Origin of the sequence: Streptomyces sp. NPDC018019 (genome assembly GCF_044327805.1) — a bacterium.
Classification (GTDB): Bacteria; Actinomycetota; Actinomycetes; order Streptomycetales; family Streptomycetaceae; genus Streptomyces.
This window is the reverse complement of the sequence record NZ_JBIRGD010000013.1, coordinates 208,844-233,145: the sequence shown is the minus strand read 5'-3', so window position 1 is coordinate 233,145 and position 24,302 is coordinate 208,844. Positions and strand designations below refer to the sequence as shown.

Below are 24,302 nucleotides of genomic sequence, written 5' to 3'. Positions count from 1 at the left end.
ACTCGGCCCCGTTCCGGGGTCTGCCCATGACAAGCCGCTACGTCGTTCCGAGTTTCGTGGAGCGCACCTCGCAGGGAACCAGGGAACTGGACCCGTACGGCAAGCTCTTCGACGAGCGGGTGATCTTCCTCGGGCACCAGGTCGACGATGTGTCGGCCAACGACATCATGGCGCAGCTGCTCTGCCTGGAAGCCATGGATCCGGACCGGGACATCTCGCTCTACATCAATTCGCCCGGCGGCTCCTTCACGTCGTTCACCGCCATCTACGACACCATGCAGTTCATCAAGCCCGACGTCCAGACCGTCTGTCTGGGGCAGGCCAACTCCGCCGCCGCGGTGATTCTCGCCGCGGGTACGCCGGGGAAGCGGATGGCACTGCCGAGCGCCCGGGTCCTCATACACCAGCCGTTCAGCCAGGGAAGCCAGGGCCAGGTGTCGGACCTTGAGATCCAGGCGGCGGAGGTCGAACGGCTGCGCCGGCTCATGGAGAAGGTGCTGGCGGAGCACTCGCGGCAGCCTCTGGAGCAGATCTCCAAGGATGTGGAGCGGGACAAGATCTTCACCGCCCTGGAGGCCAAGGAGTACGGACTGATCGACCACGTGGTGTCGCCCCGGTCGATCGCCGGAGTGTCCTGACGCCCGCCCGCCGCCTTCGGGCACGGCGGCGGGGCCGGGACGGCATGTCCCGGCCCCGTCCGTGTTCAGACCGTTCGGACCTCGCGGAACACCGCGCCGCGCAACTCCTTCCGGGGCAGGTGGGAGGGCGCCACAACGGGAGTTCCGCGTGCGGCTGCCCGCTCCATGCGGCGGGCCGAGCGAAGCCGTGTGACCGATGCCGTACCCCGCTGGGGCGTAAAACGCCGGAAGGCGACGCCCGTCCCGGCCGCCGCGAGGAATTCGGCGTTTGCGCGGGTCCTCAGGGCATGAAGGTGGCGAGCAGGTCCGGGAGGGCGGTGCCGATGGGGGTACGGATCGTTTCGGCGGCCAGCTCGTCGTACGGGGTGGGCTCGGCGTTCATGATGATCAGCCGGGCGCCGTGCTCGGCGGCCAGTCCCGCGAGCGAGGCGGCGGGCTGCACCTGGAGGCTGGTCCCCACCGCGATGAAGACCTCGGCCGCCTTGGCGACGTCCATCGCCGTACCGAGCACCTCCGGGTCGAGGCGTTCGCCGAACATCACCGTCGCCGACTTCAGGATGCCGCCGCAGACCGTGCAGGCCGGGTCGGGATCGCCCGCGGCCACCCGCGCGAGCGCCTCGGACATCGGCGACCGGGCGTGGCAGCGGGTGCAGGCCGCGGTGCGGGCCGTGCCGTGCAGTTCCAGGACCTTGCGGTCGGGCACGCCCGCGAGTTGGTGCAGCCCGTCCACGTTCTGCGTGATGACGCGGACCGGTACGCCGGACCGCTCCAGCCGGGCGATCGCCTCATGGGCCGCGTTCGGCCGGGCGCGCAGGGCCGGGCTGTCCTGCCGCATCCGCCAGGAACGGCGCCGGATCTCCGGATCGTTCATGTAGTACTCGTACGTCACGAGCTTCTCGGCCTCCGGGTCCCGTCGCCACAGCCCGTTGGGGCCGCGGTAGTCCGGGATGCCGGAGTCGGTGGAGATGCCGGCCCCGCTGAGGATCGCCACCAACGGGCGCCGGGCGGAGTCGTGGGGCGTGGGGCTGGTGGGGGCCGTACCGGTCATGGTGCGAGCGTAGGCGGAGGGCGGCCGGGGCGGCGACCGGGTTTTCCGGGCCGGATGCCCGGCAGTTGTGATCAGGACGTGGCCCGGCCGGGGGTATGGCCCAGGGCCGCGCGGGGGAGGGGCGGGGAGGAGTCCGTCGGCCGTTCGTGCGATTCGAGGAGTCTTGTGTTCACCACCCGTCCCACCCTCCAGGGAACCTTCGGCATGGCCGCGACCACGCACTGGCTGGCGTCCCAGTCCGCGATGGCCGTGCTGGAGGACGGCGGCAACGCCTTCGACGCGGCGGTGGCCGCCGGGTTCGTGCTGCACGTCGTGGAGCCGCACCTGAACGGGCCGGCCGGTGAGGTGCCCGTCATCCTGGCGCCCGCGGACGGGCCGGTACGGGTGCTGTGCGGGCAGGGGCCCGCCTCCGCCGGGGCGAGCGTGGCCCACTACACCTCCCTCGGGCTCGGTCTGGTGCCCGGCACCGGCCCGCTCGCCGCCGCCGTCCCCGGCGCCTTCGACGCCTGGATGCTGCTGCTCCGCGACCACGGCACCAAGACGCTGGGCGACGTGCTGAGATACGCCGTCGGCTACGCGGAACACGGGCACCCGGCCGTCGAGCGGGTCGGCGAGACGGTCGCGACGGTCCGGGAACTGTTCGAGACGGAGTGGATCTCCTCCGCCGAGATATATCTGCCGGACGGCCGTCCGGTGGCGCCCGGCGGACTGCTCAGGAACCGGCCGCTGGCCGCCACCTGGCGTCGCCTGATCAGCGAGTCCGAGGCCGCCGGGACCGGCCGGGAGGCGCAGATCGACGCCGCCCGGCGGATCTGGCGCGAGGGCTTCATCGGCGAGGCGCTGGCCGCGTTCGCCGCCCGCCCCGCCATGGACACCACCGGCGAACGGCATGCCGGCACCCTCACCGGCGACGACCTCGCGGCCTTCTCCGCGACGTACGAGGAACCGGTCACCTACGACTGGAACGGGTGGACCGTGGCGAAGGCGGGCGGCTGGTCGCAGGGCCCGGTCCTGCTCCAGCAACTGGCCCTGCTGCCCGCGGAACTGCCCGCGTACGGCAGCCCCGAGTATCTGCACCTGCTGATCGAGGGGTGCAAGCTGGCCATGGCCGACCGCGAGGCGTGGTACGGCGACGCCGCCGAGGTGCCGGTCGGCACGCTGCTGAGCGAGGAGTACAACGCGGCGCGGCGGGCGCTGATCGGGGAGCACGCCTCGTACGAGCTGCGGCCCGGCAGTCCCGACGGCCGTACGCCGCGGCTGAGCAAGCACGCTCTGGCGGTCGCGGCGGGCGCGGACGCGGCCGGGGCGACGGGCGCCGCCGGTGCGGGGGAGCCCACCGTGGCCACCGCCGGCACGCCCGGTGCCGCACCCGCCATCGCTCCCGAAGTCGACCGGAGCGGCGCCACACGCGGCGACACCTGCCACATCGACATCGTGGACCGCTGGGGCAACATGGTCTCCGCGACCCCCTCCGGCGGCTGGCTCCAGTCCAACCCGGTGGTCCCCGCGCTCGGCTTCCCGCTCGGTACGCGCCTCCAGATGGCCTGGCTGGAGGAGGGACTGCCCAACTCGCTGACGCCCGGCCGCCGGCCGCGCACCACCCTCACGCCCTCCCTGGCACTGCGCGACGGCGTCCCCGTGCTGGCCTTCGGCACCCCCGGCGGCGATCAGCAGGACCAGTGGCAGCTGCACTTCCTCCTCGCCGCCGCCCTGCGCGCACCGGTGCGCGGCGGCCTCGACCTCCAGGGCGCCATCGACGCGCCGAACTGGCACAACGACTCCTTTCCGGGCTCGTTCTTCCCGCGCGCCATGCGGCCGGGCAGCGTCACCGTGGAGTCCCGGGCCGGCGCGGACGTGATCGGGGAGCTGCGGCGGCGCGGGCACGCGGTGACGGTCGGCGACGCGTGGTCGGAAGGGCGGCTCTCGGCGGTGGCGCGGGACCCGGAGACCGGCGTGCTGTCCGCCGCGGCGAACCCGCGCGGCATGCAGGGGTACGCGGTGGGGCGGTAGGCGCGGCGGGCTGCTGACCGGGTGCCGGGCCCGCCCGGCCCGGCACCCGGAGTTCACGTCCTGTCCAGGCCCCGTGTCAGTGGGGCGTGGTTCGATGGAGACATGATCGAAGCGATGCACACGGACACGGGAGACACGGCGGAAGGGACCGGCGCGGCGGGCGGCTCCGCGGCGCACACGGCGGACGAGGTGCTGTGCGCGCTGGACCCGGCCGCCGTCGAGGACGCCGTCCGCAAGGCCGCGGCGGCCGAGATCATGCCGCGGTTCCGGCAGCTCGCCGCCCACGAGGTGCTGGAGAAGAACGGCCCGCACGACCTCGTCACGGTCGCCGACCGGCTGGCCGAGGAGCACCTGACCGCCGCCCTGACGAGCCTGCTGCCGGGCTCGCTGGTGGTCGGCGAGGAGGCGGTGCACGCCGATCCGGCCGTGCTCGACGCGTTGCGCGGCGACGCGCCGGTGTGGATCGTCGACCCGGTCGACGGCACCCGCCAGTTCGTGCACGGCGACCCGGGCTTCGCCACCCTGGTCACCCTGGCCCTGCGCGGCGAGCTGCTGGCCTCCTGGACGTACGCCCCGGCCCTGGACCTGATGGCGGTCGCCCGCCGCGGTGCCGGCGCCGAGCTGGACGGGGAGCCGCTGCGCCCCGGTTCCCCGGCGCCCGGCGCGGTGCTGGACGTGGCGATATCGCACTACGACTTCACCGACGACGAGCAGAAGCGGGTCCTGGCCCTGCTGGAGACCGACGGCGTCGCGCCGCGCCCCTGCGGCTCGGCGGGCCTGGAGTATCTGCACATCGCCCGCGGTGAACTGGACGCGGTGGCCTTCAGCTGGGAGAACGCGTGGGATCACGCGGCGGGGCTGCTGCTCGTCCACGAGGCGGGCGGCGCGAGCGGCACGGTCGCCGGCGAGCCGTTCCGTATTACCGGGGGCAACGCGCTGCCGTTCACCGCGGCCCGGGACGCGGCCACGGCCCGGCGTATCCTCGGACTGCTGGCGGCCGCCGACTGATCCTCAAGGGCGAGGGTCGCACACGAGGGGAGTGGCGCAGGTGCCGACGATGCTCGATGCCGTGGTGATCGGGGCGGGCCCCAACGGGCTGACCGCAGCCGTCGAACTGGCCCGCCGCGGCATGGCCGTCGAGGTCTTCGAGGCCCGGGACACCATCGGGGGCGGCGCCCGCACCGAGGAACTGACCCTCCCCGGCTTCCGGCACGACCCCTGCTCGGCGGTGCACCCGCTCGCCGCGGGCTCGCCCGCCTTCACCGCCATGGGCCTGGAGCGGCACGGCCTCCAGTGGCTGCACCCGGACCTCCCGCTGGCCCACCCCTTCCCCGACGGCACCGCCGCGGTGCTCGCCCGGTCCGTCGGCGAGACGGCGATGTCCCTCGGCGCGCACGACGCAGGGACGTACCGCAGACTGCTCACCCCCTTCCTCGGCAAGTGGGAGACCCTGGCCGCGGACTTCCTGCGCACCCAGTGGCTCGGCCTGCCGCGCGACCCGGTGACGTACGCCCGGTTCGGCCTGGCCGCGGCCCAGCCGGCCGCCCTGCTGAACCGGCGCTTCCGGGACCAGAAGGCGCGCGGCCTGTTCGCCGGGCTCGCCGCCCATGTCATCGCCCCGCTCAGCAGCCCCGGCACGGCCGGCGCCGCCATCATGTTCGCCCTCGCCGCGCACTCCGGCGGCTGGCCGATCCCGCGCGGCGGCTCGCAGGCCATCCCGGACGCCCTGGCCGCGCTGCTGCGCCTGCACGGCGGTGTGGTCCACACGGACTACGAGGTCAAACGGCTGGACGACCTGCCGCCCGCCCGCGCCTACGTCTTCGACACCTCGCCGACCGCCCTGGCCCGGATCGCCGGGCTCGGCCACGCCTACCGCGGCGTGCGGTACGGCCCCGGTGTCTTCAAGATCGATTACGCGCTGGCCGGCCCGGCGCCCTGGACCTCGGCCGCGGCCCGCCGGGCGGGCACCGTCCACCTCGGCCCCACCAGCGGCGAGATCGGCACCGCGCTGCGCGCCGCCGCGGACGGCCGCGCCCCGTCCGTACCGTTCCTGATCACCTCGCAGCCGAGCCTGATCGACCCGACCCGCGCGCCCGAGGGCAAGCACACCTTCTGGGCGTACGGACACGTGCCGCACGGCTGGGAAGGCGACGCCACCGAAGCCGTGGAGCGCCAGCTGGAGCGCTTCGCGCCCGGGTTCCGCGATCTGGTGCTGGCCCGCGCCGTCGCCGGTCCGCCCCAACTGGCCGCCCGCAACGCCAACTACGTCGGCGGGGACATCGGCGCCGGCTCCGCCGCGGGCCTCGGCCTGGTCATCCGCCCCAAGCTGGCCCGCGTCCCGTACACGACCGCCCACCCGGCGGTCTTCCTGTGCTCCCAGTCCACCCCGCCGGGTCCCGGCGTGCACGGCATGTCCGGGCACCACGCCGCCCGGGCGGTCTGGCGGCGGCTGCGGGACGTCCGCTGAGCGGGCCGCGGGCCGTCCGCTGAGGAGGGCGTCGGCCGGAACACCGCACGATCCGCTGTTGCCGTACCTCCTCGGTTTGACATGCAACCATGCGGTTGCCAATCTGGAAGTGAGGGGGTAGGACGGCATGGACGAGGTGTTCAAGGCGCTCGCGGACCCGAGCCGCAGGCAGCTGCTGGACCGGCTGAACGAGCGGGCCGGGCAGAGTCTGCGGGAGCTGTGCGCCGGGCTGGAGATGACCAGGCAGGCGGTGTCCAAGCACCTGGCGGTGCTGGAGGGCGCGGGCCTGGTCACGACGGTCCGGCACGGCCGGGAGAGGCTGCACTACCTCAACCCCGTGCCCATCCACGATCTCGCCGACCGCTGGATCGGCCGGTACGAGCGGGGCCGGATGGCCGCGCTCGGCAACCTGAAGCACGCCCTGGAAGGAACGGCGATGAGCAGGCCCGAGTTCGTCTACACGATCTACATCCACACCACGCCCGAGAAGCTCTGGGAGGGGCTGACCAGCCCGGAGTTCCTGAAGCAGTACCACGGCGGCTGGGCGCCCTCCTCGGACTGGCGCGTCGGCTCGAAGGTGCTGTGGCCGGTCGAGGACGGCGGCGAGCCGCAGGACCTCGGCCAGGTCGTCACCGAGTCGGAGCCCGGCAAGCGGCTCGCCTACACCTGGCACACGCTGCAGCCGATGCACCAGGAGATGTTCGGCATGAGCGACGCGGAGTTCGCCGAGGCGGTCAAGGAGCGTTCGAAGGTCGCCTTCGACATCGAGCCGGCCGAGGAGCCGGAGCTGGGCGTCAAGCTGACCATCACCCACGACGGCTTCACGTCGGCCGACTCCAAGATGCTGGAGGGCGTCAGCGGCGGCTGGATCATGATGCTGTCGGAGCTCAAGACGATCCTCGAAAAGGGCTGACCGCCTTTCCGGCGGGCCGCTGCCGACGCGTCGCCCGCCGCCCGCCATGCCGTGGCGTCCTCAGAGGTCCAGCACCAACCGCGGCCCCAGCGCCCGCGACACACAGGCGTACATCCGGCCTTCGGGGGCGCCGATGTCGTCCCGGTGCTCGGGCTCCCCGTCCAGGACGGTGAGTTCGCAACTGCCGCAGACGCCCTCGCGGCAGCCGGACGGCACGCGGAACCCGGCGTGGTTCAGGACGTCGAGCAGCGACTCGTCGTCCGGCACCGGAAGCGTCCGCCCCGAGCGCGCGCACACGGCGTCGAACGCCGTGTTGGGCGCGAACACCCTGGGCAGCGGCTGGAACCGCTCGGCGTGCAGCCGCCCGGCCGGGAAGGCGGCCTCCGCCGCCGCGAGCATGGAGGCCGGGCCGCAGCAGTAGACCAGGGTCGCGGGGTCCAGCTCCGCCGCCAGCTCGGCGAAGTCCGGTCTGCCGTGCTCCCGCGTGGCGACGATGCGTACGGCGTCTCCGTAGGCGGCGCGCAGTTCACCGGCGAAGGGCATGGTGTCGGGCGAGGGACCCACGTACACGAGCGAGGCCGGTATCCCCGCCGCGGTCGCCGCACGCAGCATCGGCAGGACCGGGGTGATGCCGATCCCGCCGGCGAGGAAGAGGTAGCGCGGCGCGGGGACGAGGGGGAAGTGGTTGCGCGGCAGTGACACGTCGAGCGGGCGGCCCACGCGCAGGAAGCGGTGGATGTACTCCGAACCGCCCCGGCTGAGCGGGTCGTACCGTACGGCCACGCGATAGGTCTCGCGGTCCGCGGGGTCCCCGCACAGGGAATACTGCCGGGTCAGCCAGTTCGGCAGGGCCACGTCGACATGGGCGCCCGGCTCCCAGGGCGCCAGCGGGCCGTCGGCGCCGCGCAGCACGAGGGAGACGACGTCGTCGGCGACCGGGTCGAGGCGGTCGAGGAGGGTCCGCTGCATCGGTGATTCCCTTTCCGGCACGGTCAGTAGAGCTTGCGGTAGGACTCTGCGAGGACGGCTTCGAACACCGACGGGTCGATGTCGCCCCCGAACTGCGCGGCGGCGATCTCACCGACCGCCGGCAGCTCGTCGGCGAGGGCCTGGCTCGCCGGGTCCCACAACCGGGACCGCAGCAGCGCGCGGCCGCAGTGGAAGTACGCCTCGGCCACCTCGACGACGATCGCCAGGACCGGCGACTTGGCCTCGGTGCGCATCCGGGCGAGCACGTCGGGCTCGTCGGTGGGGTAGGCGCTGCCGTTGACCCGCAGGGTCTCCGACATGCCGGGGACCAGGAAGAGCAGCCCCACCTCGCCGTTCTCCGCGATGTTGCGGAACGAGTCGGCGATCCGGTTGCCCGGCCGGTCGGGTATCGCGAGCGTGTGCTCGTCGAGGACCTTCACGAAGCCCGGATAGTCGCCGCGCGGCGAGCAGTCGGCATGTCCGGCGGCGTCCGCCGTGGCCAGCGACAGGAAGGGCGAGTGCGCGATGAAGCGGCGGGCGAACACGTCGATGTGGTCGATCTTCTTGTTCTCCAGCATGGACTCGGGCTCACCGAGCCGGGCGCGGACCTCGTCCGGGGACAGCCGGCGGGGGCGGGTGCGGACGTGCGTCATGGAGGCTCCTTCCGGAAGGGCGGCACGGCGGGCGGCCGGGGCGGCGACGGCGCTCGCCCCGCACCTGCCACGCTCCGCCGACCGCGGCGGCAGCTGCCGCTCCGCCGCAGCTCATGGCACTATTGTGAGTAATTGCTCAGGTCTTCGCCACTCGCATTCGAGGGGCTCTCCAGGAGGTGCCATGGCGGCGGACAGCCGGGGACTGGCCCCACGTAAACAGCCGCGCCAGGCCCGCGCGGAAGCCACCCGGCAGCGCATCCTCACCGCGGCTGCTCACGTTTTCGCCGAGTACGGCTACGCCGCGGGGACCACCAACCGCATCGCCGAACGGGCGCGGGTGTCGATCGGATCGCTGTACCAGTACTACCCGAACAAGGACGCCATCCTGGTGGAGCTGCTGATCCAGCACCTCGACGCCGGGGTCGCCGCCGTCGGGGAACGTCTGGCCGGGCAGCTGCCCGACTCCCTCGAAGAGACCATCCGGCTCTTCGTGCGCACCTCGATCGACAACCACCGGGACGATCCCCAGCTGCTGCGGGTCATGGCCGAGCAGGGGCCCCGGACCCCGGAACTGATCGACAAGGTCACCCGGCACCACCGGGCGCGGGTCGCCTCCGTGCAGCAGCTGTTCGAGCGCCACCCGCAGGTCCGGGTCGCGGACACCGGCGTCGCCGCCCGGCTCGCGGTGGCCACGACCGAACTCGTCATCCACCAGCTCCTGGCGGCACCGGACCCGGTGGACGTCACCCGGCTCGAAAACGAAGTCGTCGCCATGCTCACCGGCTACCTCACGACGGCCCGGTGACGGTACGGGCTCCCGCCCGCGCCGGCGGGCGTCACGGCCGGAAATTCCGGTGCGGCCCGCTCGCCGCGCGTGGTACCCCCCTGTCATGGACGATCTTCAGACCGCGCGGCTGGTGCTCCACCCGCTCACCGTCGCCGAGGCCGAGCGGCTGGTGGCGCGCACCCCGGCGGACGGTGACCGCTGGGCACCCGGCTACCCCACCGACGGGGACGTGGAATCCGCCGAGGACTTCCTGGGGCACTGCGCGGCCACCGGCGACCCGCAGCCGTTCGGGGACTACGAGATACGCCGCCGGGCGGACGGCCTGGTCATCGGCAGCCTGGGCTTCAACCGGCCGCCCGCCGCGGACGGCAGTGTGACCATCGGCTACGGCCTGGTCCCGGGGGCACGCGGCCACGGATACGCGACCGAGGCCCTGCGCGGGCTGCTGCGCCTCGCCCGGGAACGCGGCGTCACCTGCGTGCGGGGCGACGCCGACCATGACAACACCGCGTCCCAGCGGGTCATGGCCGCCGCCGGGATGCTGCCGGTGGGCGAGGACGAGCGGGTGAAGTACTTCGAGATCACATGGCCCCGGGCGATGGCGGCCACCTGCGCCCGGGAGCCGGACGACGGGGCATGATGGCCGTATGACCGCGCACATCCCCGCCCTCACCCTCGTCGCCGGCGACATCACCGAACAGACGGTGGACGCCGTGGTGAACGCCGCCAACTCCTCGCTGCTCGGCGGCGGGGGAGTGGACGGCGCGATCCACCGCCGCGGCGGTCCCGAGATCCTGGCGGAGTGCCGCGCGCTGCGCGCCTCCCAGTACGGCAAGGGCCTGGCCACCGGGCAGGCCGTGGCCACCACGGCGGGCCGGCTGCCGGCCCGCTGGGTGATCCACACCGTCGGCCCGGTCTGGGCGGAGTCCGAGGACCGCTCGGACCTGCTCGCCTCCTGCTACCGCGAGTCGCTGCGGGTCGCCGACGACCTGGGCGCCCGTACGGTCGCCTTCCCCGCCATCTCCGCCGGCGTCTACCGCTGGCCGCTGGACGACGCGGCCCGCATCGCGGTGGAGACCGTACGGGCGGCGGAGACGGCCGTCGAAGAGGTGCGCTTCGTGCTCTTCGACGAGCGGGCGTACGCGGCGTTCGCGGCGCGGGTGGGCTGACCGGGCGCCGGCCGGGAACCGCTCGGGCGGGTCCGCCGGCCGGCGCCCGTACGGCCCGCCGCTCAGGCCGGGACGATCCGCGCGGACACGCAGGGGTCCTCGTTGCGGTAGCCGAGCCGGTCGTAGAGCCGTTCGGCGGGCGCGTTGTCGGCCAGCTGCCACAGCGTGCAGAAGCCGTGCCTCCGTACGGTGTGCCGGGTCAGCCACGAGGTCAGCGCCGCGCCCAGGCCCTGGCCGCGCTGGGCGGTGTCGGTCGCGACGGACGCCATCAGCGGGGCGCCGCTGTCCCGCAGGCTGCTCATCGCGCCGCAGGCGACCAGGCGCCCGTCCGCGCCGCGGATGCCGGCCCACAGGCTGACGTCCGCCGAGCCGGGGCCGGTGGAGTGGGCCGGGCTGTGCGCGTTGAGGAAGGCCAGCAGCTCGTCGTGGTGACGCTCGTCGAGCGTGACCACCCGGTCCTCCGCCGGGTGGACCGCCGGTTCCTCCAGCGTCCAGCGGAAGACCCACTCGACCACGTCGGTGAGCGCCAGATGGCGGCCGGCCAGCGTCTCGGTGCCGCGCGGCCCGGTGAACTCCCGTACCTGGTCGGGAAAGCCCTGCGCGGCACGGAGGACGAGACCGGCGGCGGCCTCCGCCTCGCCGACGCTCCATACGTGCCCGCGGGCGGCGTCGAGCCAGGCGACGGCACCGGAATTGCACCAACTGGTCCGGTCGGCGGGCCGCTGCCGGGCGGCGCCGAAACGCAGGAGGGCGGCACCCTCCTGGAGCTCCAGGCCCTGGGTGAACAGGTCCTCGGTCCGGGGAAGAAGAGTCGTTGCCTGCATCACTCTCTGAGAAGGACGTAGGGAGGGGAACGACTCCGGACACGCTGGAGGCCCGGCCGGAACCGTTCGTCTGAAGTAAGGGGGTCCCGGCAGCGGCTGCGCACACGTGCGCGCCCGGCCGACCGGGTGGCCAACTCTCGCACACCGCCCCCGGCCGGGCGCAAATCCTCGGAGAGTGCCGTATGCCACCCGTCCGTGTGGGGCACGGAACGGCCTTACCGGGCACGGTTTCCCGCGGCACCGCTGGTCACCGGACGCTGATGTCGGAAAACCGCCAGCCCGGCGTCGGCGGCTGCCGGATCCTGGAGGCATGCACACCGACTTCGAGCGCTGTCTGCGCGCCGTCCGGTCCAAGGACGCCCGGTTCGACGGGTGGTTCTACACGGCGGTGCGCACCACGCGCATCTATTGCCGTCCCAGCTGCCCGGTGGTGCCGCCCAAGCCCGAGAACATGACCTTCTACCCGAGCGCCGCCGCCGCGCAGCAGGCCGGCTACCGCGCCTGCAAGCGCTGCCGCCCGGACGCCAGCCCCGGATCGCCGCAGTGGGACGAGCGCGCCGACCTCGTGGCGCGCGCCATGCGGCTGATCGCCGACGGTGTCGTGGACCGCGAGGGCGTACCCGGCCTGGCCGCCCGGCTCGGCTACAGCACCCGGCAGATCGAACGGCAGCTGCTGGCCGAACTCGGCGCCGGACCGCTCGCGCTGGCCCGCGCGCAGCGCGCCCAGACCGCGCGGCTGCTCATCGAGACCACCGAACTGCCCATGGCCGACGTGGCGTTCGCCGCCGGGTTCGCCAGCATCCGCACCTTCAACGACACGGTGCGGGAGGTGTTCGCGCTCGCCCCCACCGAACTGCGGCGGCGCGCCCGCCCCGGCGCCGGCGCGGCCCTGCCCGGCGCGCTCGCCCTGCGGCTGCCCTTCCGGCAGCCGCTGTGCCCGGACAACCTCTTCGGGCACCTGGCCGCGACCGCGGTAACGGGTGTGGAGGAGTGGCGGGACGGCGCGTACCGGCGCACGCTCGCCCTCCCGTACGGGCACGGCATCGTCGCCCTCGCCCCGCGCCCCGGCCACATCGCCTGCCGGCTCTCCCTGACCGACCTGCGCGACCTCGCGGGCGCCATCGCCCGCTGCCGCCGGATGCTCGACCTGGATGCCGACCCGGAGGCGGTGGACGGGCTGCTGGGCGCGGACCCGGTGCTCGCGCCGCTGGTCCGCAAGGCGCCGGGACGGCGGGTGCCGCGCACGGTGGACGCGGACGAGTTCGCGGTACGGGCCGTGCTGGGCCAGCAGGTCTCCACCGCCGCGGCCCGTACACACGCGGCCCGGCTGGTCACCGCGCACGGCCGGAGGATCGACGACCCGGCGGGCGGCCTGACCCGCCTCTTCCCGGCCGCCGCCGAGCTGGCCGGACTGGACCCGGAGGCGCTCGCCATGCCGCGCACCCGGCGGGCCACCCTGACCGGACTGATCACCGCGCTCGCCGACGGCACCGTTCAGCTCGGCGTCGGCAGCGACCGCGACCGGGCCCGCGCCCAGCTGGCGGCGCTGCCCGGGGCCGGGCCCTGGACCGTCGAGTGCATTGCCATGCGGGCCCTCGGCGACCCCGACGCGTTCACCCCGACCGACCTGGGCCTGCGCCGGGCCGCCGCGGGCCTCGGACTGCCGGCCACCCCGGCGGCGCTCATCCGGCACTCGGCGCGCTGGCGCCCGTGGCGCGCGTACGCCGTCCAGTACCTCTGGGCCACCGACGACCACCCCATCAACCACCTCCCCACCGACTGAGGCGACCGATGTCCACTCCCGCTCCCGCACCCGACGGCGGCGCCCGCTGCCACGCCCTGCTGCCCGACACCCCGTACGGCCCGCTGACTCTCGTGGCCGAGGGGAACGCGCTCACCGGCCTCTACATGACCGATCAGCGCCACCGCCCGCCCCAGGAGTCCTTCGGGCCGCCGGAGGACGTGACGGCGCCGCCGTTCGCCGCGGCCGTCCAGCAGCTGCGCGCCTACTTCGACGGCACGCTCACCGACTTCGACCTGCCCCTCGCCCCACGGGGCACGCCCTTCCAGCGCCGCGTCTGGGCCGCGCTGCGCGAGATCCCGTACGGTGCCACGCTCTCGTACGGGCAGCTCGCCGGACGCCTCGGCAAGCCCTCCGCCGCCCGCGCGGTCGGCCTCGCCAACGGGAAGAACCCGATCGGCATCATCATCCCCTGCCACCGGGTCATCGGGGCCGGCGGCAGCCTCACGGGCTACGGCGGCGGGCTCGACCGCAAGCGCCGGCTGCTGGACTTCGAGCGGGGCGGAGCCCCGCGCGGGCGCGTGGACGCGGGCGGGCAGCAGCCGCTGTTCGGGTGAGTGCGGGAAGCGGTCAGCCCGCGCCCTCCACCACCGCCCGTACGTCCGCCACCAGCTGCTCCGCCGCTTTCAATGAACGCACCAACTCCGGCCCTGTGCAACCGAGTTGCCCCAGAAGCGCGCCCGCCCGCTCCGCGAAGCCGGGCGGCGCGTCGGGCAGGGCCGCCGCGGCGGCGAGCGCGCGCTTCTCGTTGATCAGCCAGGACCGGTGGTGGGCGTGCAGGGCCTGGGTCAGGTCGCCCACCGCCCGGGCCAGGCACAGGGCCGCGTGCAGGGTGTCCGCGGTGGCGTGCGACGTGCCCGCCATGGCCACGGAGAACCCGGCGTCCCAGACCGCCGTGCCGGTCAGCGCGGCACGCAGCGGCTCCGGGTATTCCTGCGTCTCCGCCCGGAGCCGGCCGAGTTCACCGGTGGGGTCGGCCAGGACGCGCGCCAGCGCCAGCTCGCCCGCGTACGCCGGGGACCAGAACCCCAGCGGGTGGCCCACCTGGGCGCCGATCTCGAACCGGCCCGCCCGGCAGTCCCGCCACACCCGCTCCACCCGGTCGAGGTCCCGCAGCAGCCAGTCCACGTGCCGGCCGTCCGGCATCACCAGCCACGCCCCGCCGTTGACCCAGTCGCCCCAGGCGCCCGGCCCGTGGATCTCCACCGGCGCCCCGGTGATCTCGGCGGCCAGTTCCGCGAGGGCGGCGAGGCCGGGCTCGCCACGGTAGTAGACGCCGAGGTCCCAGTCGGAGTCCGGGCGGTGGGTGCCCCGGGCCCGGCTGCCGCCCAGCGTGACACCGACGACCCCGGGCACGTCGGCCAGGGCAGCCGCCCCGCCCGCCACCCAGTAGTCGTCCTCCCACGCTCCCTCGGTACGGTCGGTGCTCCCGGCCTCCGTGTTCTCCTTCATGCGGGCAGCCTAGGCGCCCCCTTCCGCTCTCGTACGGCCGGGCGGCGCGGCACCGGACTCTCAGCTTGTCATTCAACGACCGGCGTCGAACGCGGCTCGCGCTTGGTCAGCGTTTTCGCAGTTCGGCGGACGTGTGGGTGGCCTTCGTCCGATCCTGTGCTCCGTCACAGAGTGGATCAACGCGAAGGCCGTGGTCGTGAGCTCGGAGCATCAGGGCATCCATCGGGGTGGGTTCGCGGAAGCGTCACGCTTCGCCCTGGTCCGGTGCGGGTCCGCAGGCCGGTGCCTCGATCCGCAACTGCCGGTACTCCGCGAACGTGCAGGTCATCATCGATGCCGATACACGCCTGGTGGACGGTTCAGGGACGGCCGGGGCCTCGCAGCTTCGGGTTGATGGTCGACAAGGCGGGGCAGCACATGAGGCTGCACGACCCTGAAAACCGGATCGGGTAAGGCGTGCCTCGCCGCGCCTAGTTCGCCCGGCGAAGCAACGGTGACGTGGCCGGGTGGCTTCAGGGGTACCGGTCGCCGGCCTTGTGCGAGCGCGCGTACTCCCTGGGGGTCTGGCCGTACTGCTTCTTGAAGGCCCGGATGAAGTGGCTGCTGTCCGCGAACTGCCAGTGGGCGGCCAGTTCCGAGATGCTTCGCCGGCAGGTCGGCGTGGTGAGGGCGAGCCGGGCCTCTTCGAGTCGCCGGCGGCGGATGTAGGAGGCTACGGACTCTCCTGACACCGCGAACGCCCGCTGGAGAGTGCGTATGGAGACATTGAGTCCGCGCGCCAGCGTCGCAGGTGATAACTCGGGGTCGGGCAGACGGCTGTCCGTGAGATTCCTGGCGGTCTGGGCGAGCAGGGCCAACTGGGTTTCCACGTCGTCCAACCGGCGCATCATTGTCGCTTTGGCCAACTCGATGAGGATGCTGTGGGCGGCCTGTACTGCGGCCGGACCAAGGCCGGTCACGGTCTCGTGGACACTGTTCGCCCGGGCCACCAGCAGGCGCACCCTCGCCGGGTCCGCCGGCCCGGCGGTGCCCTGGTCTCCGAGTAAGGGTGCGCATAACACGGCGGGCAGTGCGACGGTGTTCCCCGATGTGTGCGGAGCCGTTCGAAAGTGCGATGGCCGGCCGATGTACCGGAGGAGGAACTGCCCGGATGCCACGGTACGTTCGTCGCGATCGTGTACGCCGCCCCTCCAGGCGCCGCATCTGACCACGTACAGCCGTATCTGATCCGCCATGCCGCCCGCAGTGCCCACGGTCCGGATGGCCGACTCGTCGGCGACATCGATGATCGCCGCGCCGCGCACCCTGGCGGCACGCGCTGTGGCCCGGAAGCCGCCGGTCTGCCGTTCCCGCCCGTGTGGCGCGGCATCGCACTCCCTGGGTGTGGCCGTGGTGTCCAGGGAGATCGGGCCGTCGGCCTTCGCGGCAGTGCTGTCCATCGCCGACCAGTCCTTTCGCATGGGCCGTTGTGACACGCGCTCGTGGCGCAGATGTCCTGTCGGAAAGTCGCTGTGGTCCAACTCTGCGCCGTCGTGATCTTCCTAACATTCAGATGCCGGGCGACTGTGGAAGGTTGTACGACCGGCGCTTGCGAAACCGCGCGCACACCCCCGGTGACACACCGCTTCGATGGGTGCGGGTCTCCTGGGGCGCGAAGCCGGGTATTCGCAGGACTCAACGCTCAACCAGCAACCCCAGAGGGGGGCGTCATGAAAAGAAGTACCAAACGGGCGGTCCTGACCGCATTGACGAGCTTCGCGGCGGCGGCCTCATTCACCCTCGCCAGCGCACCCCAGGCCCTCGCGATGGACCAAGTGCCGTGCACCCAGAACGACTTCCTGCAAATCGATCTTCATTCGGGAGCCGGAACCCCATTTACCCGGTGTTTTGCCAACGCCGGATTCATAGATTACCCCGCTGGGGATTTGTGGGTCACCCGGATCTGGACCGGCAACAACCGCGTTCAGTGGTTCGGGGACGGAAGGTGGCAGCCCGAGGGCGGCATCAACAAGTGGACCGTCTTCCAATGGCCGAACCACCCCGGCGGGGTCCGCCTGAAGGCGATCAGGATTCTCTGAACCGCCTGTGGTGTCGGGGAAGGTGACCCTCCCCGATTGCGTCCCCTTTTGGCCCGCAGGGCCACCTGCCGCAGCCTTCCGTAACCGATGAGCCAAGGGGCCACCAATGACCGGCAGGAAATCCGTACTGTCCTCCGGTCAGTCCCTGGGCCGGGGCTGAGCAAAGCGGCTTGTACCTTCCCACAGAGGAGAATTTCGATGAGACCGATCGCCCCCAAACGGGCCGTCCTGGCCGGGCTGACGACCTTGATGCTGACCACCTCGCTGACCGCCATCACCACCACTGAGGCGGCTGCGATCAATGGGGTCACATGTGGCGTCACCGACGAGTACCTGAAGCTCACTTACCACTACACAGGCGAGTCCAGCCGCGACCTCTGTCTTGCCAACGCCGGGGAGTGGGACCTTCGCGGCAGCTATTACTGGGCTACCCGGATCTGGACCGGCAACAACCGCGTTCAGTGGTTCGGGAACGGAAGGTGGCAGCCCGAGGGCGGCATCAACAAGTGGACCGTCTTCCAATGGCCGAACCACCCCGGCGGGGTCAAAATCGAGAAGATAAGGATCCTCTGACCGCAGGCGACACAGGGGCACGGCGGTTGCCCAACTGCCGTGCCCGGTGGGCACAGGCGACTGAGCCGCGAGGGCGGGGGCGGCAGTTCCCATACTTTGGCCACCAAGCCGGCCGCCTGGGCCAGAGCCCCCCACGGGCAACTTGGTTTCCGCCCCGAGCGCCTCTTTTGTCCCAGTGGCTCGGTTCGCACTACCGTCACTGTGACCGTTTGGCGAACGACAGTGATCGCCAGCTCCTTCCTTTTCGTGGCGCGTCGACCGCTGCCGGCAGTCCTTCCTCCGCCGCTTCGACATCGAGCACACCTTTCGTCTGTTCAAGCAGACCCTCGGCTGGACCAAGCCCCGGCTCCGCAGCTGCGGAGCCGCCGGCCGGTGGACCTGGCTGGTGATCGCCGCCTATGCCCAGCTCCGGCTCGCCCGTCCACTGGCCACCGACCTCCGCAGGCCCTGGGAGAAGCCCACCGAGCCGAACAGACTGACACCCGCCCGCGTCCGCAGAGGGTTCAGAAACCTGCCCGCGAAGGCCGGCTCACCAGCCAGTGCACCAAAACCATCCCGCCCCGGACCCGGAAGGCCACCGGGATCGAAGAACCCCCGCCGGGCCCCACGTCACGACGTGGGCAGAGTCCTTGCCACCGGCGCGGCGTCCAGTCGTCCAGCGCACCACAAGGTCGGAACGAAACCGCGTCGAACTCGATAAATGGACAAGCTCAGCGCAGCAGCTCCCGTACGTCCGCCAGCAGGTCCACCTGGTGGCGCCAGTCGCCGCCCGGGAAGCTCATCAGGACGCGGGAGACGCCCGCGCCGCAGTAGCTGTGCAGGTGTTCGGCGGCTTCCCGGACGCTGCCGGTCACCGGGACCTCCGCGAAGCGTTCGGGCGCGGAGCCGCGCGCCGCGGCCAGGCCCGCCGCGAGGTCCGCGCGGCCGGGCAGGTCCGGTTCCGCGCCGAGCGCGCCGACGGTGCCGACGGCGACGGACGGGGCCGGCCGGCCGAACGCGGCGGCGAGTTCGGCGAGGCGCACGGTGCCCGCGGCCACGTCGGCGGGCGGGGCCAGGGCGGGGAACCAGCCGTCGCCGAGGCGTGCGGCACGCCGTACCGCGCTGTGCGCGTTGCCGCTGATCCAGACCGGCGGCATCGGTACGGCGGGCGGCAACTCGCCCGAGGGCACGGCCGGTTCGTACGGCAGCGCCGAACGGTCGCCCGCGAGCAGCCGGGGCAGCAGCCGCAGCGCCGCGTCGGTCCGGCGCCCCCGCTCCTCGTACGGCACACCGGCCGCCGCCCACCGCGCGCGCCCGCCACCCGTCCCCACGCCGAGCACCAGCCGCCCGTCCGCGACGTACTGCAAGCTCGCTATCTGCTCGGCGGCCCGGGCCGGGGGCCGGAGCGCCGGCGCGTAGCCCCCGCTGACCACGGTGACGTGCTCGGTCGCCGCGGCCACCGCCGCCACGGCCACCGCGGCGTCCAGCGCCGGCGCACCGGCCGGCTGGTCCCGGTACGCGACGAGGTCGAGCCCGGCCCGTTCCGCGTGCCGGGCCGCCTCGGCGAGGGTGAGCTTCTGCTCCCGCTGCACGGCGAGCGACGGCAGCACCACGCCCACCGCCAGGCGGCCCGGCGGGACCGCCGAATCCGGGAAGAACGTCATGCGCTGAACGATGCAACTTCAAGGCGACTTGAAGTCAAGGGGCGGTCGGCGCCACTCCGTCCTCCAGCTCCACCGGCCCGCCGCCGCGCGCCAGCGCGTCCAGCGCGGCCCGCATGCGCAGCGCCATCGGCGAGGACAGCCGCGGTTCGGCCTCCTCCCAGGTGAGCAGGGACCAGGACAGCAGCTCCGACTCCTGGAGGCGGATGGCCGCCAGCTGCTCCGCGTCCAGCACACCGCCGTCGTACAGGTACGACACCAGCGGCGGCCGTCCGGGCCCGCGCACCCAGTCGACGGCCAGCAGCGGTCCCGGCGCGATGTCCAGGCCGATCTCCTCGGCGGTCTCCCGCCGCGCGGCCTGGCGGGGCGACTCGCCCGCGTCGGACTCGACGGTGCCGCCGGGCAGGTTCCAGGTGTCGCGGTAGTTCGGTTCGACGTACAGCACCCGGTCGTCGGCGTCCCGGAGGATGACACCGGCCCCCGCGAGCACCCGGGGGAGACCGGCGATGTATGTGGCGTAGTCCATGGTCATGCGGCGAGCGTAGTGGGGCCGGTCACCGGGCCGCGCGCCTGCCGGAGCCCGGCCCCGGGGGGCCTACGCTCCCGGCGTGCCCGGGTCCGTGTCGTCGCCCGACCGCTTGGCGTCCGCCGCCCGGCGCAGCCGCGGGTGCCGGGTCCGGCCGCGTTCGGTGATCTCCTCGCCGACGATGGTGCGCACCGCGTCCCGCAGCCCGTGCATCGCGGGGTGCCGGGCGGGCCCGGCGCCCGGGTCCTCGCGCAGCTCCTTCAGCAGCGCCCAGCACAGTGCCAGCATCACGAACACGAACGGCAGCGCGACCAGGATCGTCGCCGTCTGGAGCGCGCCGAGCCCGCCGGCCACCAGCAGCACCGCGGCGACCGCGGCCATCAGGATGCCCCAGGTGACCACCAGCCACGTCCGCGGGTGCAGCGCGCCCCGGCTGGTCAGCGACCCCATCACCAGGGACGCGGAATCCGCGCTGGTGATGAAGTACGTCATCACCAGGATCATCGCCACCCAGGAGGTCACGGCCCCGGCCGGCAGCGCGTCCAGCATGCCGAACAGCGACGCCTCCGCGTCCTTGGCGTGCTTCGCCAGATCGGCCAGGCCGCTGGCGTCCAGCCGGATGGCGCTGCCGCCCATCACACAGAACCAGACCATCGTCGCGCCGCTGGGCACCAGCAGGACGCCGATCAGGAACTCCCGGACGGTGCGCCCGTGCGAGATGCGGGCGATGAACGTGCCGACGAACGGGGCCCAGGACAGCCACCACGCCCAGTAGAAGACGGTCCAGACGCCGAGCCAGTCCGCGTCGGTGAACGCGCCGGTCCGCGAGGCCATCGGCAGCAGATCGGCGAGGTAGCCGCCGACGCTGGCCGGGATGCTGTCCAGGACGTACACGGTCGGGCCGAGTACGAAGACGAACAGCATCAGCAGCGCGGCCAGCACGATGTTCAGGGTGGACAGCCACTTGACGCCCTTGTGCAGGCCCGAGAAGGCCGAGGCCACGAACGCGGCGGAGAGCGCGGCGATGATGACCAGCTGGACGGCCGTGCTGTCCGTCGCGCCCGTGGTGATGTTGAGCCCCTTGCTGACCTGGAGGGCGCCCAGGCCGAGGCTGGTGGCCGTACCGAAGACGGTCGCGAAGACGGCCAGCAGGTCGATCAGGTGCCCCAGCCGCCCGCCGGCCCGCCGCTCGCCGATCAGCGGCACGAAGGCGGAGCTGAGCCGGTTGCTGCGGCCCTTGCGGAAGCCCGCGTACGCCAGGGCCAGGCCCGCGATGCCGTAGATGGCCCACGGTGTCAGGGTCCAGTGGAAGAACGAGTACTCCAGCGCGGTACGGGCCGCGGCTCCGGTGTGCGGTGTGACGCCGCTGGCGGGCGGCGGGGAGACGTAGTGCTGCAGCGGTTCGCCCACGCCGTAGAACATCAGGCCGATGCCCATTCCGGCGCTGAACATCATGGCGATCCACGCGAGATTGCTGAATTCCGGCTCCGCGTCGTCCGTGCCGAGCCGGACCCGGCCGAAACGGCTGAAAGCGATGAGTACGCACAGGACGAGAAAGACATCGGCGGCCACCACGAACAGCCAGCCGAAATTCCCCAGCACCCAGTTCAGCGCGGAATCGGTGACCGATTCGAAATTCCTTTTGCCCAGTGCCGCCCACGCCACCACCGCGAGCACCGCGGCCACCCCGACACCGACCAGGGCGAGATCCGGCGGCGGATCGTGCTCCGCACGGCCCGGCTCGGAATTCGGTGTCGGTTCCTCGGACGTCTGCACGCTCATGGCGTCCCACTATGGCCGGAAAAGCGATGCTCTGCCGGGTGGGCGCGCCGTCCGGCTCCGCCGCTCCCTGTTCGCCGGGCCGCGCGCCGGATAAGGTCGCAGCGGCGCGACTGCCAGTTCGAAAGCAAGGGGAAACAGTGGCGGACGCAGCAAGGACACCGGCGGCAGACCGGGACCGGGCACCGCGGGTGCTGGTCGCCGCGGACAAATTCAAGGGTTCGCTCACCGCCGTCGAGGTCGCCGAGCACGTCACGGCCGGGCTGTGCCGGGCCGTGCCGGGCCTCGCGGTGGAGTCCGTCCCGGTCGCGGACGGCGGCGACGGCACCGTCGCGGCCGCCCTGGCGGCGGGCTTCGCGCGGCACGAGGTCCGGGTCACCGGCCCGGTCGGCGACCCGGTGACGGCCACCTTCGCGCTGCGCGCGGACGGCACGGCCGTGGTGGAGATGGCGGAGGCCTCCGGGCTCCAGCACCTGCCCGCGGGGCGCTTCGCGCCGCTGACGGCCACCACGTACGGCACCGGTGAGCTGCTGCGCGCGGCGCTGGACGCGGGCGCCACCACGATCGTCTTCGGCGTCGGCGGCAGCGCCACGACCGACGGCGGCGCGGGCATGCTCGCCGCGCTCGGCGCCCGCTTCCTGGACGCCGCGGGCGCCCCGCTCGCCCCGGGCGGCGGCCCGCTGCGCGACCTGGCCACCGCCGATCTGTCGGGCCTGGACCCCCGGCTCGCCGGCACCGAGGTGGTGCTCGCCAGCGACGTGGACAACCCGCTCACCGGACCGACGGGCGCACCCGCCGTCTACGGGCCGCAGAAGGGCGCGGACGAGCAGGACGTCGCGGCGCTGGACGCGGCCCTCGCCCACTACGCCAAGGTCCTGGAGACCGCGGTGGGGCCGCGCGCCGCGGAGTACGCCCACGCGCCCGGTGCGGGCGCGGCGGGCGGCATCGGCTACGGCGCCCTCGTCGGCCTGGACGCCGCCTTCCGGCCGGGCATCGACGTGATGCTGGAGGTGCTGGGCTTCGCCCCGGCCCTGGCCCGCGCCACCTTCGTCGTCACCGGCGAGGGGTCGCTGGACGCGCAGACCCTGCACGGCAAGGCACCGGCCGGCGTCGCGGCGGCGGCCCGGGCCGCGGGCCTGGACGTGGCGGCGGTCTGCGGGCGGCTGGCCCTGCCGCCGGAGGCCCTGGGCCGGGCCGGTATCCGCCGCGCCTATCCGCTGACCGACCTGGAGCCGGACCCGGCCCGCTGCATGGCCGAGGCGGGCCCCCTCCTGGAGCGGGCCGCGGAGGCGCTGGCGCTGGACTTCCTGCGGTGACGGCACGGCGCTGAACCGCGGCGCCAGGGCGCGCGCAGGGCACCCGAGTGCGCCCCGGGCGCCCTGCGTGCCCCCGGATACGGCGAAAGGCCCCCACCGAGCTGCTGCGCTCGGTGGGGGCCTTTCCTGTCCGAAGGCCGGTGGCCGCTACTGGATCTGCTGGACCTGCGCGCTGCGCGCCTCGCGGCGGTTGTCGCGGAAGGTGTTGACCCGGCGGGCCGTCGCGAAGACCGGGATCATCGCGCCCAGCACGATCTGGAGGGCGCAGCCGGTCTGCAGGAGCGTCTGGCCGCCGGGGGCGTCCAGCGCCCAGGCCGCCAGCATGCCCATGCTGAGCACGATCCAGCTGAGCATCGCCACCGCCAGCCGTCCCCGCGGCTTCGGGTACTCGACCCGGCTCACCATCAGCCAGGCCACGCCGATGATCGCCAGCAGCGTCGGTACGAACGGCAGCTCCAGCAGCACGATCGCGACGACCGTCAGGGCGCCGAACGGGCTCGGCATGCCTTGGAAGATCCCGTCACGCAGCGTCACACAGGAGAACCGGGCCAGGCGCAGGATCACCGCCAGCAGCACCACCACCGCCGCGACCACCGAGACCCGCTGGTGTGAGTCCGGGGCGACCATGCCCCAGGTGACGACGAAGTACGCCGGCGCCAGCCCGAAGCTGATCAGGTCGGAGAGGTTGTCGAGCTCGGCCCCCATCGCCGAGGCGCGCAGCTTGCGCGCGACGAGCCCGTCGAACAGGTCGAAGATGGAGGCGAGCAGCATCAGGATCACCGCCATGGCGGCGCTGTGCCGCGCCATCCCGCCGTCCTCGTTGCCCGTCAGGTGCGGGATCAGGACACCGGTGGTGGTGAAGTAGACGGCCATGAAGCCGCAGATGGCGTTGCCGAGCGTGAGGGTGTCCGCTATCGACAGCCGCGTCGACAGCGGCATGTCGTCGGCCACGTCCTCCTCGTCGACGTCCGCGACCCAGCCGGGCTGTGTGTCGGGATCAATCACGGTCAAGACGTGTCACCCCCGCGGTGGTGGCCTGGCCGACCTCGACCGCGGCCTCGACACCCGCCGGGAGGTAGACGTCGACGCGCGACCCGAAGCGGATCAGGCCGATGCGCTCGCCCTGTTCCACCTTCGAGCCCTGGGGTACGTACGGCACGATCCGGCGGGCCACGGCACCGGCGATCTGCACCATCTCGATGTCGCCGAGCTCGGTGTCGAAGTGCCAGACCACCCGCTCGTTGTGCTCGCTCTCCTTGTTGAACGCCGGGACGTACCCGCCGGGGATGTGCTCCACGGACGTCACCGTGCCGGCCAGCGGCGCGCGGTTGACGTGGACGTTCAGCGGGCTCATGAAGATCGCGACGCGGGTGCGCCCGTCCTTCCACGGCATGATGCTCTGCACCACGCCGTCGGCCGGGGAGATGACCCGGCCCTGAGCGATCTCGCGCTCAGGGTCGCGGAAAAACCACAGCATGCCCGCCGCCAGGGCGGTGGCGGGCACGGCGGCGGCAGCCCAGCGTCCCGAGCGACGGGAACGGGCCAGGCTGACCGCTGCCGTCGCGACGGTCGGCAGGAGCCACGGCGACGCTCCGCGCGCGAGGCGGACGCGACCGCGTTGTGCAGAGGATTGGCTGTGGGGCATGGATGACCTTCGTA

24 protein-coding genes and 2 pseudogenes are annotated in these 24,302 nt (G+C 73.1%); 15 read left to right on the top strand and 11 right to left on the bottom strand.

Going from position 1 to position 24,302, the window contains the following annotated elements; all coding sequences use genetic code 11:
• Nucleotides 1–26 precede the first annotated feature (26 nt).
• Nucleotides 27–638: an ATP-dependent Clp protease proteolytic subunit gene (locus ACH4FX_RS22540; protein WP_398481560.1), complete on the top strand. Its 612-nt coding sequence runs from the start codon at nucleotides 27–29 to the stop codon at nucleotides 636–638.
• Nucleotides 639–918: 280 nt separating this feature from the next.
• Here the strand turns inward: ACH4FX_RS22540 and ACH4FX_RS22535 are convergent, their stop codons facing one another.
• Nucleotides 919–1,686: an SIR2 family NAD-dependent protein deacylase gene (locus ACH4FX_RS22535; RefSeq protein ID WP_398481558.1), complete on the bottom strand. Its 768-nt coding sequence runs from the start codon at nucleotides 1,684–1,686 to the stop codon at nucleotides 919–921.
• Between the two features lie 165 nt (nucleotides 1,687–1,851).
• Here ACH4FX_RS22535 and ACH4FX_RS22530 point away from each other — a divergent pair, with 165 nt between their 5' ends.
• The 4 genes from ACH4FX_RS22530 to ACH4FX_RS22515 all read left to right on the top strand — a co-directional run bounded on the left by ACH4FX_RS22530 (nucleotide 1,852) and on the right by ACH4FX_RS22515 (nucleotide 7,076).
• Nucleotides 1,852–3,696 carry a gamma-glutamyltransferase family protein gene (locus ACH4FX_RS22530; protein WP_398481556.1) on the top strand — a complete coding sequence of 615 codons (1,845 nt, stop codon included), beginning with the start codon at nucleotides 1,852–1,854 and terminating at the stop codon, nucleotides 3,694–3,696.
• 102 nt (nucleotides 3,697–3,798) lie between these two features.
• On the top strand, nucleotides 3,799–4,704 hold the full coding sequence (locus tag ACH4FX_RS22525; RefSeq protein ID WP_398481554.1) for an inositol monophosphatase family protein: 906 nt from the start codon (nucleotides 3,799–3,801) through the stop codon (nucleotides 4,702–4,704).
• 49 nt (nucleotides 4,705–4,753) lie between these two features.
• Nucleotides 4,754–6,163: a phytoene desaturase family protein gene (locus ACH4FX_RS22520; protein ID WP_398481655.1), complete on the top strand. Its 1,410-nt coding sequence runs from the start codon at nucleotides 4,754–4,756 to the stop codon at nucleotides 6,161–6,163.
• Nucleotides 6,164–6,290: 127 nt separating this feature from the next.
• Nucleotides 6,291–7,076: an ArsR/SmtB family transcription factor gene (locus ACH4FX_RS22515; protein WP_398481552.1), complete on the top strand. Its 786-nt coding sequence runs from the start codon at nucleotides 6,291–6,293 to the stop codon at nucleotides 7,074–7,076.
• 60 nt (nucleotides 7,077–7,136) lie between these two features.
• Here ACH4FX_RS22515 and ACH4FX_RS22510 read toward each other — a convergent pair whose 3' ends face one another.
• Together ACH4FX_RS22510 and ACH4FX_RS22505 are read right to left on the bottom strand one after the other, a co-directional pair.
• The gene (locus ACH4FX_RS22510) at nucleotides 7,137–8,045 is read right to left on the bottom strand and encodes a PDR/VanB family oxidoreductase (RefSeq protein WP_398481551.1); all 909 of its coding nucleotides are present in this window, start codon (nucleotides 8,043–8,045) and stop codon (nucleotides 7,137–7,139) included.
• Nucleotides 8,046–8,068: 23 nt separating this feature from the next.
• The gene (locus ACH4FX_RS22505; protein ID WP_398481549.1) at nucleotides 8,069–8,698 is read right to left on the bottom strand and encodes an MSMEG_1061 family FMN-dependent PPOX-type flavoprotein; all 630 of its coding nucleotides are present in this window, start codon (nucleotides 8,696–8,698) and stop codon (nucleotides 8,069–8,071) included.
• 181 nt (nucleotides 8,699–8,879) lie between these two features.
• On the opposite strand from ACH4FX_RS22505, the gene ACH4FX_RS22500 reads away from it, so the two are divergent.
• From ACH4FX_RS22500 to ACH4FX_RS22490, 3 genes are all read left to right on the top strand, one after another.
• Nucleotides 8,880–9,503 (top strand): TetR/AcrR family transcriptional regulator, encoded by a 624-nt coding sequence (locus ACH4FX_RS22500; protein WP_398481547.1) that lies wholly within the window; start codon nucleotides 8,880–8,882, stop codon nucleotides 9,501–9,503.
• Nucleotides 9,504–9,588: 85 nt separating this feature from the next.
• Nucleotides 9,589–10,125, top strand: a complete 537-nt coding sequence (locus ACH4FX_RS22495) for a GNAT family N-acetyltransferase (protein ID WP_398481545.1) — start codon at nucleotides 9,589–9,591, stop codon at nucleotides 10,123–10,125.
• A 7-nt stretch (nucleotides 10,126–10,132) separates the two neighbouring features.
• On the top strand, nucleotides 10,133–10,654 hold the full coding sequence (locus tag ACH4FX_RS22490; RefSeq protein ID WP_398481543.1) for an O-acetyl-ADP-ribose deacetylase: 522 nt from the start codon (nucleotides 10,133–10,135) through the stop codon (nucleotides 10,652–10,654).
• 62 nt (nucleotides 10,655–10,716) lie between these two features.
• Here the strand turns inward: ACH4FX_RS22490 and ACH4FX_RS22485 are convergent, their stop codons facing one another.
• Nucleotides 10,717–11,478: a GNAT family N-acetyltransferase gene (locus tag ACH4FX_RS22485; protein ID WP_398481541.1), complete on the bottom strand. Its 762-nt coding sequence runs from the start codon at nucleotides 11,476–11,478 to the stop codon at nucleotides 10,717–10,719.
• Between the two features lie 310 nt (nucleotides 11,479–11,788).
• On the opposite strand from ACH4FX_RS22485, the gene ACH4FX_RS22480 reads away from it, so the two are divergent.
• On the top strand, nucleotides 11,789–13,261 hold the full coding sequence (locus ACH4FX_RS22480; protein WP_398481539.1) for an AlkA N-terminal domain-containing protein: 1,473 nt from the start codon (nucleotides 11,789–11,791) through the stop codon (nucleotides 13,259–13,261).
• Between the two features lie 8 nt (nucleotides 13,262–13,269).
• Nucleotides 13,270–13,836: a methylated-DNA--[protein]-cysteine S-methyltransferase gene (locus ACH4FX_RS22475; protein WP_398481537.1), complete on the top strand. Its 567-nt coding sequence runs from the start codon at nucleotides 13,270–13,272 to the stop codon at nucleotides 13,834–13,836.
• A gap of 13 nt (nucleotides 13,837–13,849) precedes the next feature.
• Here ACH4FX_RS22475 and ACH4FX_RS22470 read toward each other — a convergent pair whose 3' ends face one another.
• Entirely contained in the window at nucleotides 13,850–14,731 is an 882-nt protein-coding gene (locus ACH4FX_RS22470; RefSeq protein WP_398481535.1) for a nucleotidyltransferase domain-containing protein, read from the bottom strand.
• A gap of 284 nt (nucleotides 14,732–15,015) precedes the next feature.
• Between ACH4FX_RS22470 and ACH4FX_RS22465 the strand changes: the two are divergent.
• Nucleotides 15,016–15,093, top strand: a pseudogene (locus ACH4FX_RS22465) (IS5/IS1182 family transposase); the annotation flags it as partial.
• Between the two features lie 150 nt (nucleotides 15,094–15,243).
• On the opposite strand, the gene ACH4FX_RS22460 reads toward ACH4FX_RS22465, so the two are convergent.
• A complete protein-coding gene (locus ACH4FX_RS22460) occupies nucleotides 15,244–16,251 on the bottom strand; it encodes a helix-turn-helix domain-containing protein (RefSeq protein WP_398481533.1) in 1,008 nt (335 codons plus the stop codon).
• Nucleotides 16,252–16,440: 189 nt separating this feature from the next.
• Here ACH4FX_RS22460 and ACH4FX_RS22455 point away from each other — a divergent pair, with 189 nt between their 5' ends.
• The 3 genes and pseudogenes from ACH4FX_RS22455 to ACH4FX_RS22445 form a co-directional block, all read left to right on the top strand.
• Nucleotides 16,441–16,809 carry a hypothetical protein gene (locus tag ACH4FX_RS22455; RefSeq protein WP_398481531.1) on the top strand — a complete coding sequence of 123 codons (369 nt, stop codon included), beginning with the start codon at nucleotides 16,441–16,443 and terminating at the stop codon, nucleotides 16,807–16,809.
• A 198-nt stretch (nucleotides 16,810–17,007) separates the two neighbouring features.
• Nucleotides 17,008–17,382 carry a hypothetical protein gene (locus ACH4FX_RS22450; RefSeq protein WP_398481529.1) on the top strand — a complete coding sequence of 125 codons (375 nt, stop codon included), beginning with the start codon at nucleotides 17,008–17,010 and terminating at the stop codon, nucleotides 17,380–17,382.
• A gap of 253 nt (nucleotides 17,383–17,635) precedes the next feature.
• Nucleotides 17,636–18,082: pseudogene (locus ACH4FX_RS22445) on the top strand (transposase); the annotation flags it as partial.
• Between the two features lie 10 nt (nucleotides 18,083–18,092).
• On the opposite strand, the gene ACH4FX_RS22440 reads toward ACH4FX_RS22445, so the two are convergent.
• From ACH4FX_RS22440 to ACH4FX_RS22430, 3 genes are all read right to left on the bottom strand, one after another.
• Nucleotides 18,093–19,025: an LLM class flavin-dependent oxidoreductase gene (locus tag ACH4FX_RS22440; RefSeq protein WP_398481528.1), complete on the bottom strand. Its 933-nt coding sequence runs from the start codon at nucleotides 19,023–19,025 to the stop codon at nucleotides 18,093–18,095.
• Nucleotides 19,026–19,059: 34 nt separating this feature from the next.
• On the bottom strand, nucleotides 19,060–19,554 hold the full coding sequence (locus ACH4FX_RS22435; RefSeq protein ID WP_398481526.1) for an NUDIX domain-containing protein: 495 nt from the start codon (nucleotides 19,552–19,554) through the stop codon (nucleotides 19,060–19,062).
• 63 nt (nucleotides 19,555–19,617) lie between these two features.
• Nucleotides 19,618–21,330, bottom strand: coding sequence for a BCCT family transporter (locus ACH4FX_RS22430; RefSeq protein WP_398481524.1), 1,713 nt, complete (start codon nucleotides 21,328–21,330; stop codon nucleotides 19,618–19,620).
• 188 nt (nucleotides 21,331–21,518) lie between these two features.
• Between ACH4FX_RS22430 and ACH4FX_RS22425 the strand changes: the two genes are divergently transcribed.
• Nucleotides 21,519–22,643, top strand: a complete 1,125-nt coding sequence (locus tag ACH4FX_RS22425) for a glycerate kinase (protein WP_398481653.1) — start codon at nucleotides 21,519–21,521, stop codon at nucleotides 22,641–22,643.
• Nucleotides 22,644–22,790: 147 nt separating this feature from the next.
• Here ACH4FX_RS22425 and pssA read toward each other — a convergent pair whose 3' ends face one another.
• Both pssA and ACH4FX_RS22415 read right to left on the bottom strand, forming a co-directional pair.
• Nucleotides 22,791–23,654 carry a CDP-diacylglycerol--serine O-phosphatidyltransferase gene (gene pssA, locus ACH4FX_RS22420; RefSeq protein WP_398481522.1) on the bottom strand — a complete coding sequence of 288 codons (864 nt, stop codon included), beginning with the start codon at nucleotides 23,652–23,654 and terminating at the stop codon, nucleotides 22,791–22,793.
• Nucleotides 23,641–24,288: a phosphatidylserine decarboxylase gene (locus ACH4FX_RS22415; RefSeq protein ID WP_398481521.1), complete on the bottom strand. Its 648-nt coding sequence runs from the start codon at nucleotides 24,286–24,288 to the stop codon at nucleotides 23,641–23,643. The genes pssA and ACH4FX_RS22415 overlap by 14 nt, the downstream gene beginning before the upstream one ends.
• Between the last annotated feature and the right edge of the window lie 14 nt (nucleotides 24,289–24,302).

Excerpts from the sequence above, each read along its gene's own strand:
- ACH4FX_RS22455 (WP_398481531.1), top strand. The coding sequence starts at position 16,441 with ATGAAAAGAAGTACCAAACGGGCGGTCCTGACCGCATTGACGAGCTTC.
- ACH4FX_RS22525 (WP_398481554.1), top strand. The coding sequence starts at position 3,799 with ATGATCGAAGCGATGCACACGGACACGGGAGACACGGCGGAAGGGACC.
- ACH4FX_RS22475 (WP_398481537.1), top strand. The coding sequence starts at position 13,270 with ATGTCCACTCCCGCTCCCGCACCCGACGGCGGCGCCCGCTGCCACGCC.
- ACH4FX_RS22485 (WP_398481541.1), bottom strand. The coding sequence starts at position 11,478 with ATGCAGGCAACGACTCTTCTTCCCCGGACCGAGGACCTGTTCACCCAG.
- ACH4FX_RS22540 (WP_398481560.1), top strand. The coding sequence starts at position 27 with ATGACAAGCCGCTACGTCGTTCCGAGTTTCGTGGAGCGCACCTCGCAG.
- ACH4FX_RS22450 (WP_398481529.1), top strand. The coding sequence starts at position 17,008 with ATGAGACCGATCGCCCCCAAACGGGCCGTCCTGGCCGGGCTGACGACC.
- ACH4FX_RS22510 (WP_398481551.1), bottom strand. The coding sequence starts at position 8,045 with ATGCAGCGGACCCTCCTCGACCGCCTCGACCCGGTCGCCGACGACGTC.
- ACH4FX_RS22430 (WP_398481524.1), bottom strand. The coding sequence starts at position 21,330 with ATGAGCGTGCAGACGTCCGAGGAACCGACACCGAATTCCGAGCCGGGC.
- ACH4FX_RS22520 (WP_398481655.1), top strand. The coding sequence starts at position 4,754 with ATGCTCGATGCCGTGGTGATCGGGGCGGGCCCCAACGGGCTGACCGCA.
- ACH4FX_RS22515 (WP_398481552.1), top strand. The coding sequence starts at position 6,291 with ATGGACGAGGTGTTCAAGGCGCTCGCGGACCCGAGCCGCAGGCAGCTG.
- ACH4FX_RS22470 (WP_398481535.1), bottom strand. The coding sequence starts at position 14,731 with ATGAAGGAGAACACGGAGGCCGGGAGCACCGACCGTACCGAGGGAGCG.
- ACH4FX_RS22435 (WP_398481526.1), bottom strand. The coding sequence starts at position 19,554 with ATGACCATGGACTACGCCACATACATCGCCGGTCTCCCCCGGGTGCTC.
- ACH4FX_RS22490 (WP_398481543.1), top strand. The coding sequence starts at position 10,133 with ATGACCGCGCACATCCCCGCCCTCACCCTCGTCGCCGGCGACATCACC.
- ACH4FX_RS22500 (WP_398481547.1), top strand. The coding sequence starts at position 8,880 with ATGGCGGCGGACAGCCGGGGACTGGCCCCACGTAAACAGCCGCGCCAG.
- ACH4FX_RS22415 (WP_398481521.1), bottom strand. The coding sequence starts at position 24,288 with ATGCCCCACAGCCAATCCTCTGCACAACGCGGTCGCGTCCGCCTCGCG.
- ACH4FX_RS22495 (WP_398481545.1), top strand. The coding sequence starts at position 9,589 with ATGGACGATCTTCAGACCGCGCGGCTGGTGCTCCACCCGCTCACCGTC.
- ACH4FX_RS22480 (WP_398481539.1), top strand. The coding sequence starts at position 11,789 with ATGCACACCGACTTCGAGCGCTGTCTGCGCGCCGTCCGGTCCAAGGAC.
- ACH4FX_RS22505 (WP_398481549.1), bottom strand. The coding sequence starts at position 8,698 with ATGACGCACGTCCGCACCCGCCCCCGCCGGCTGTCCCCGGACGAGGTC.
- ACH4FX_RS22535 (WP_398481558.1), bottom strand. The coding sequence starts at position 1,686 with ATGACCGGTACGGCCCCCACCAGCCCCACGCCCCACGACTCCGCCCGG.
- ACH4FX_RS22440 (WP_398481528.1), bottom strand. The coding sequence starts at position 19,025 with ATGACGTTCTTCCCGGATTCGGCGGTCCCGCCGGGCCGCCTGGCGGTG.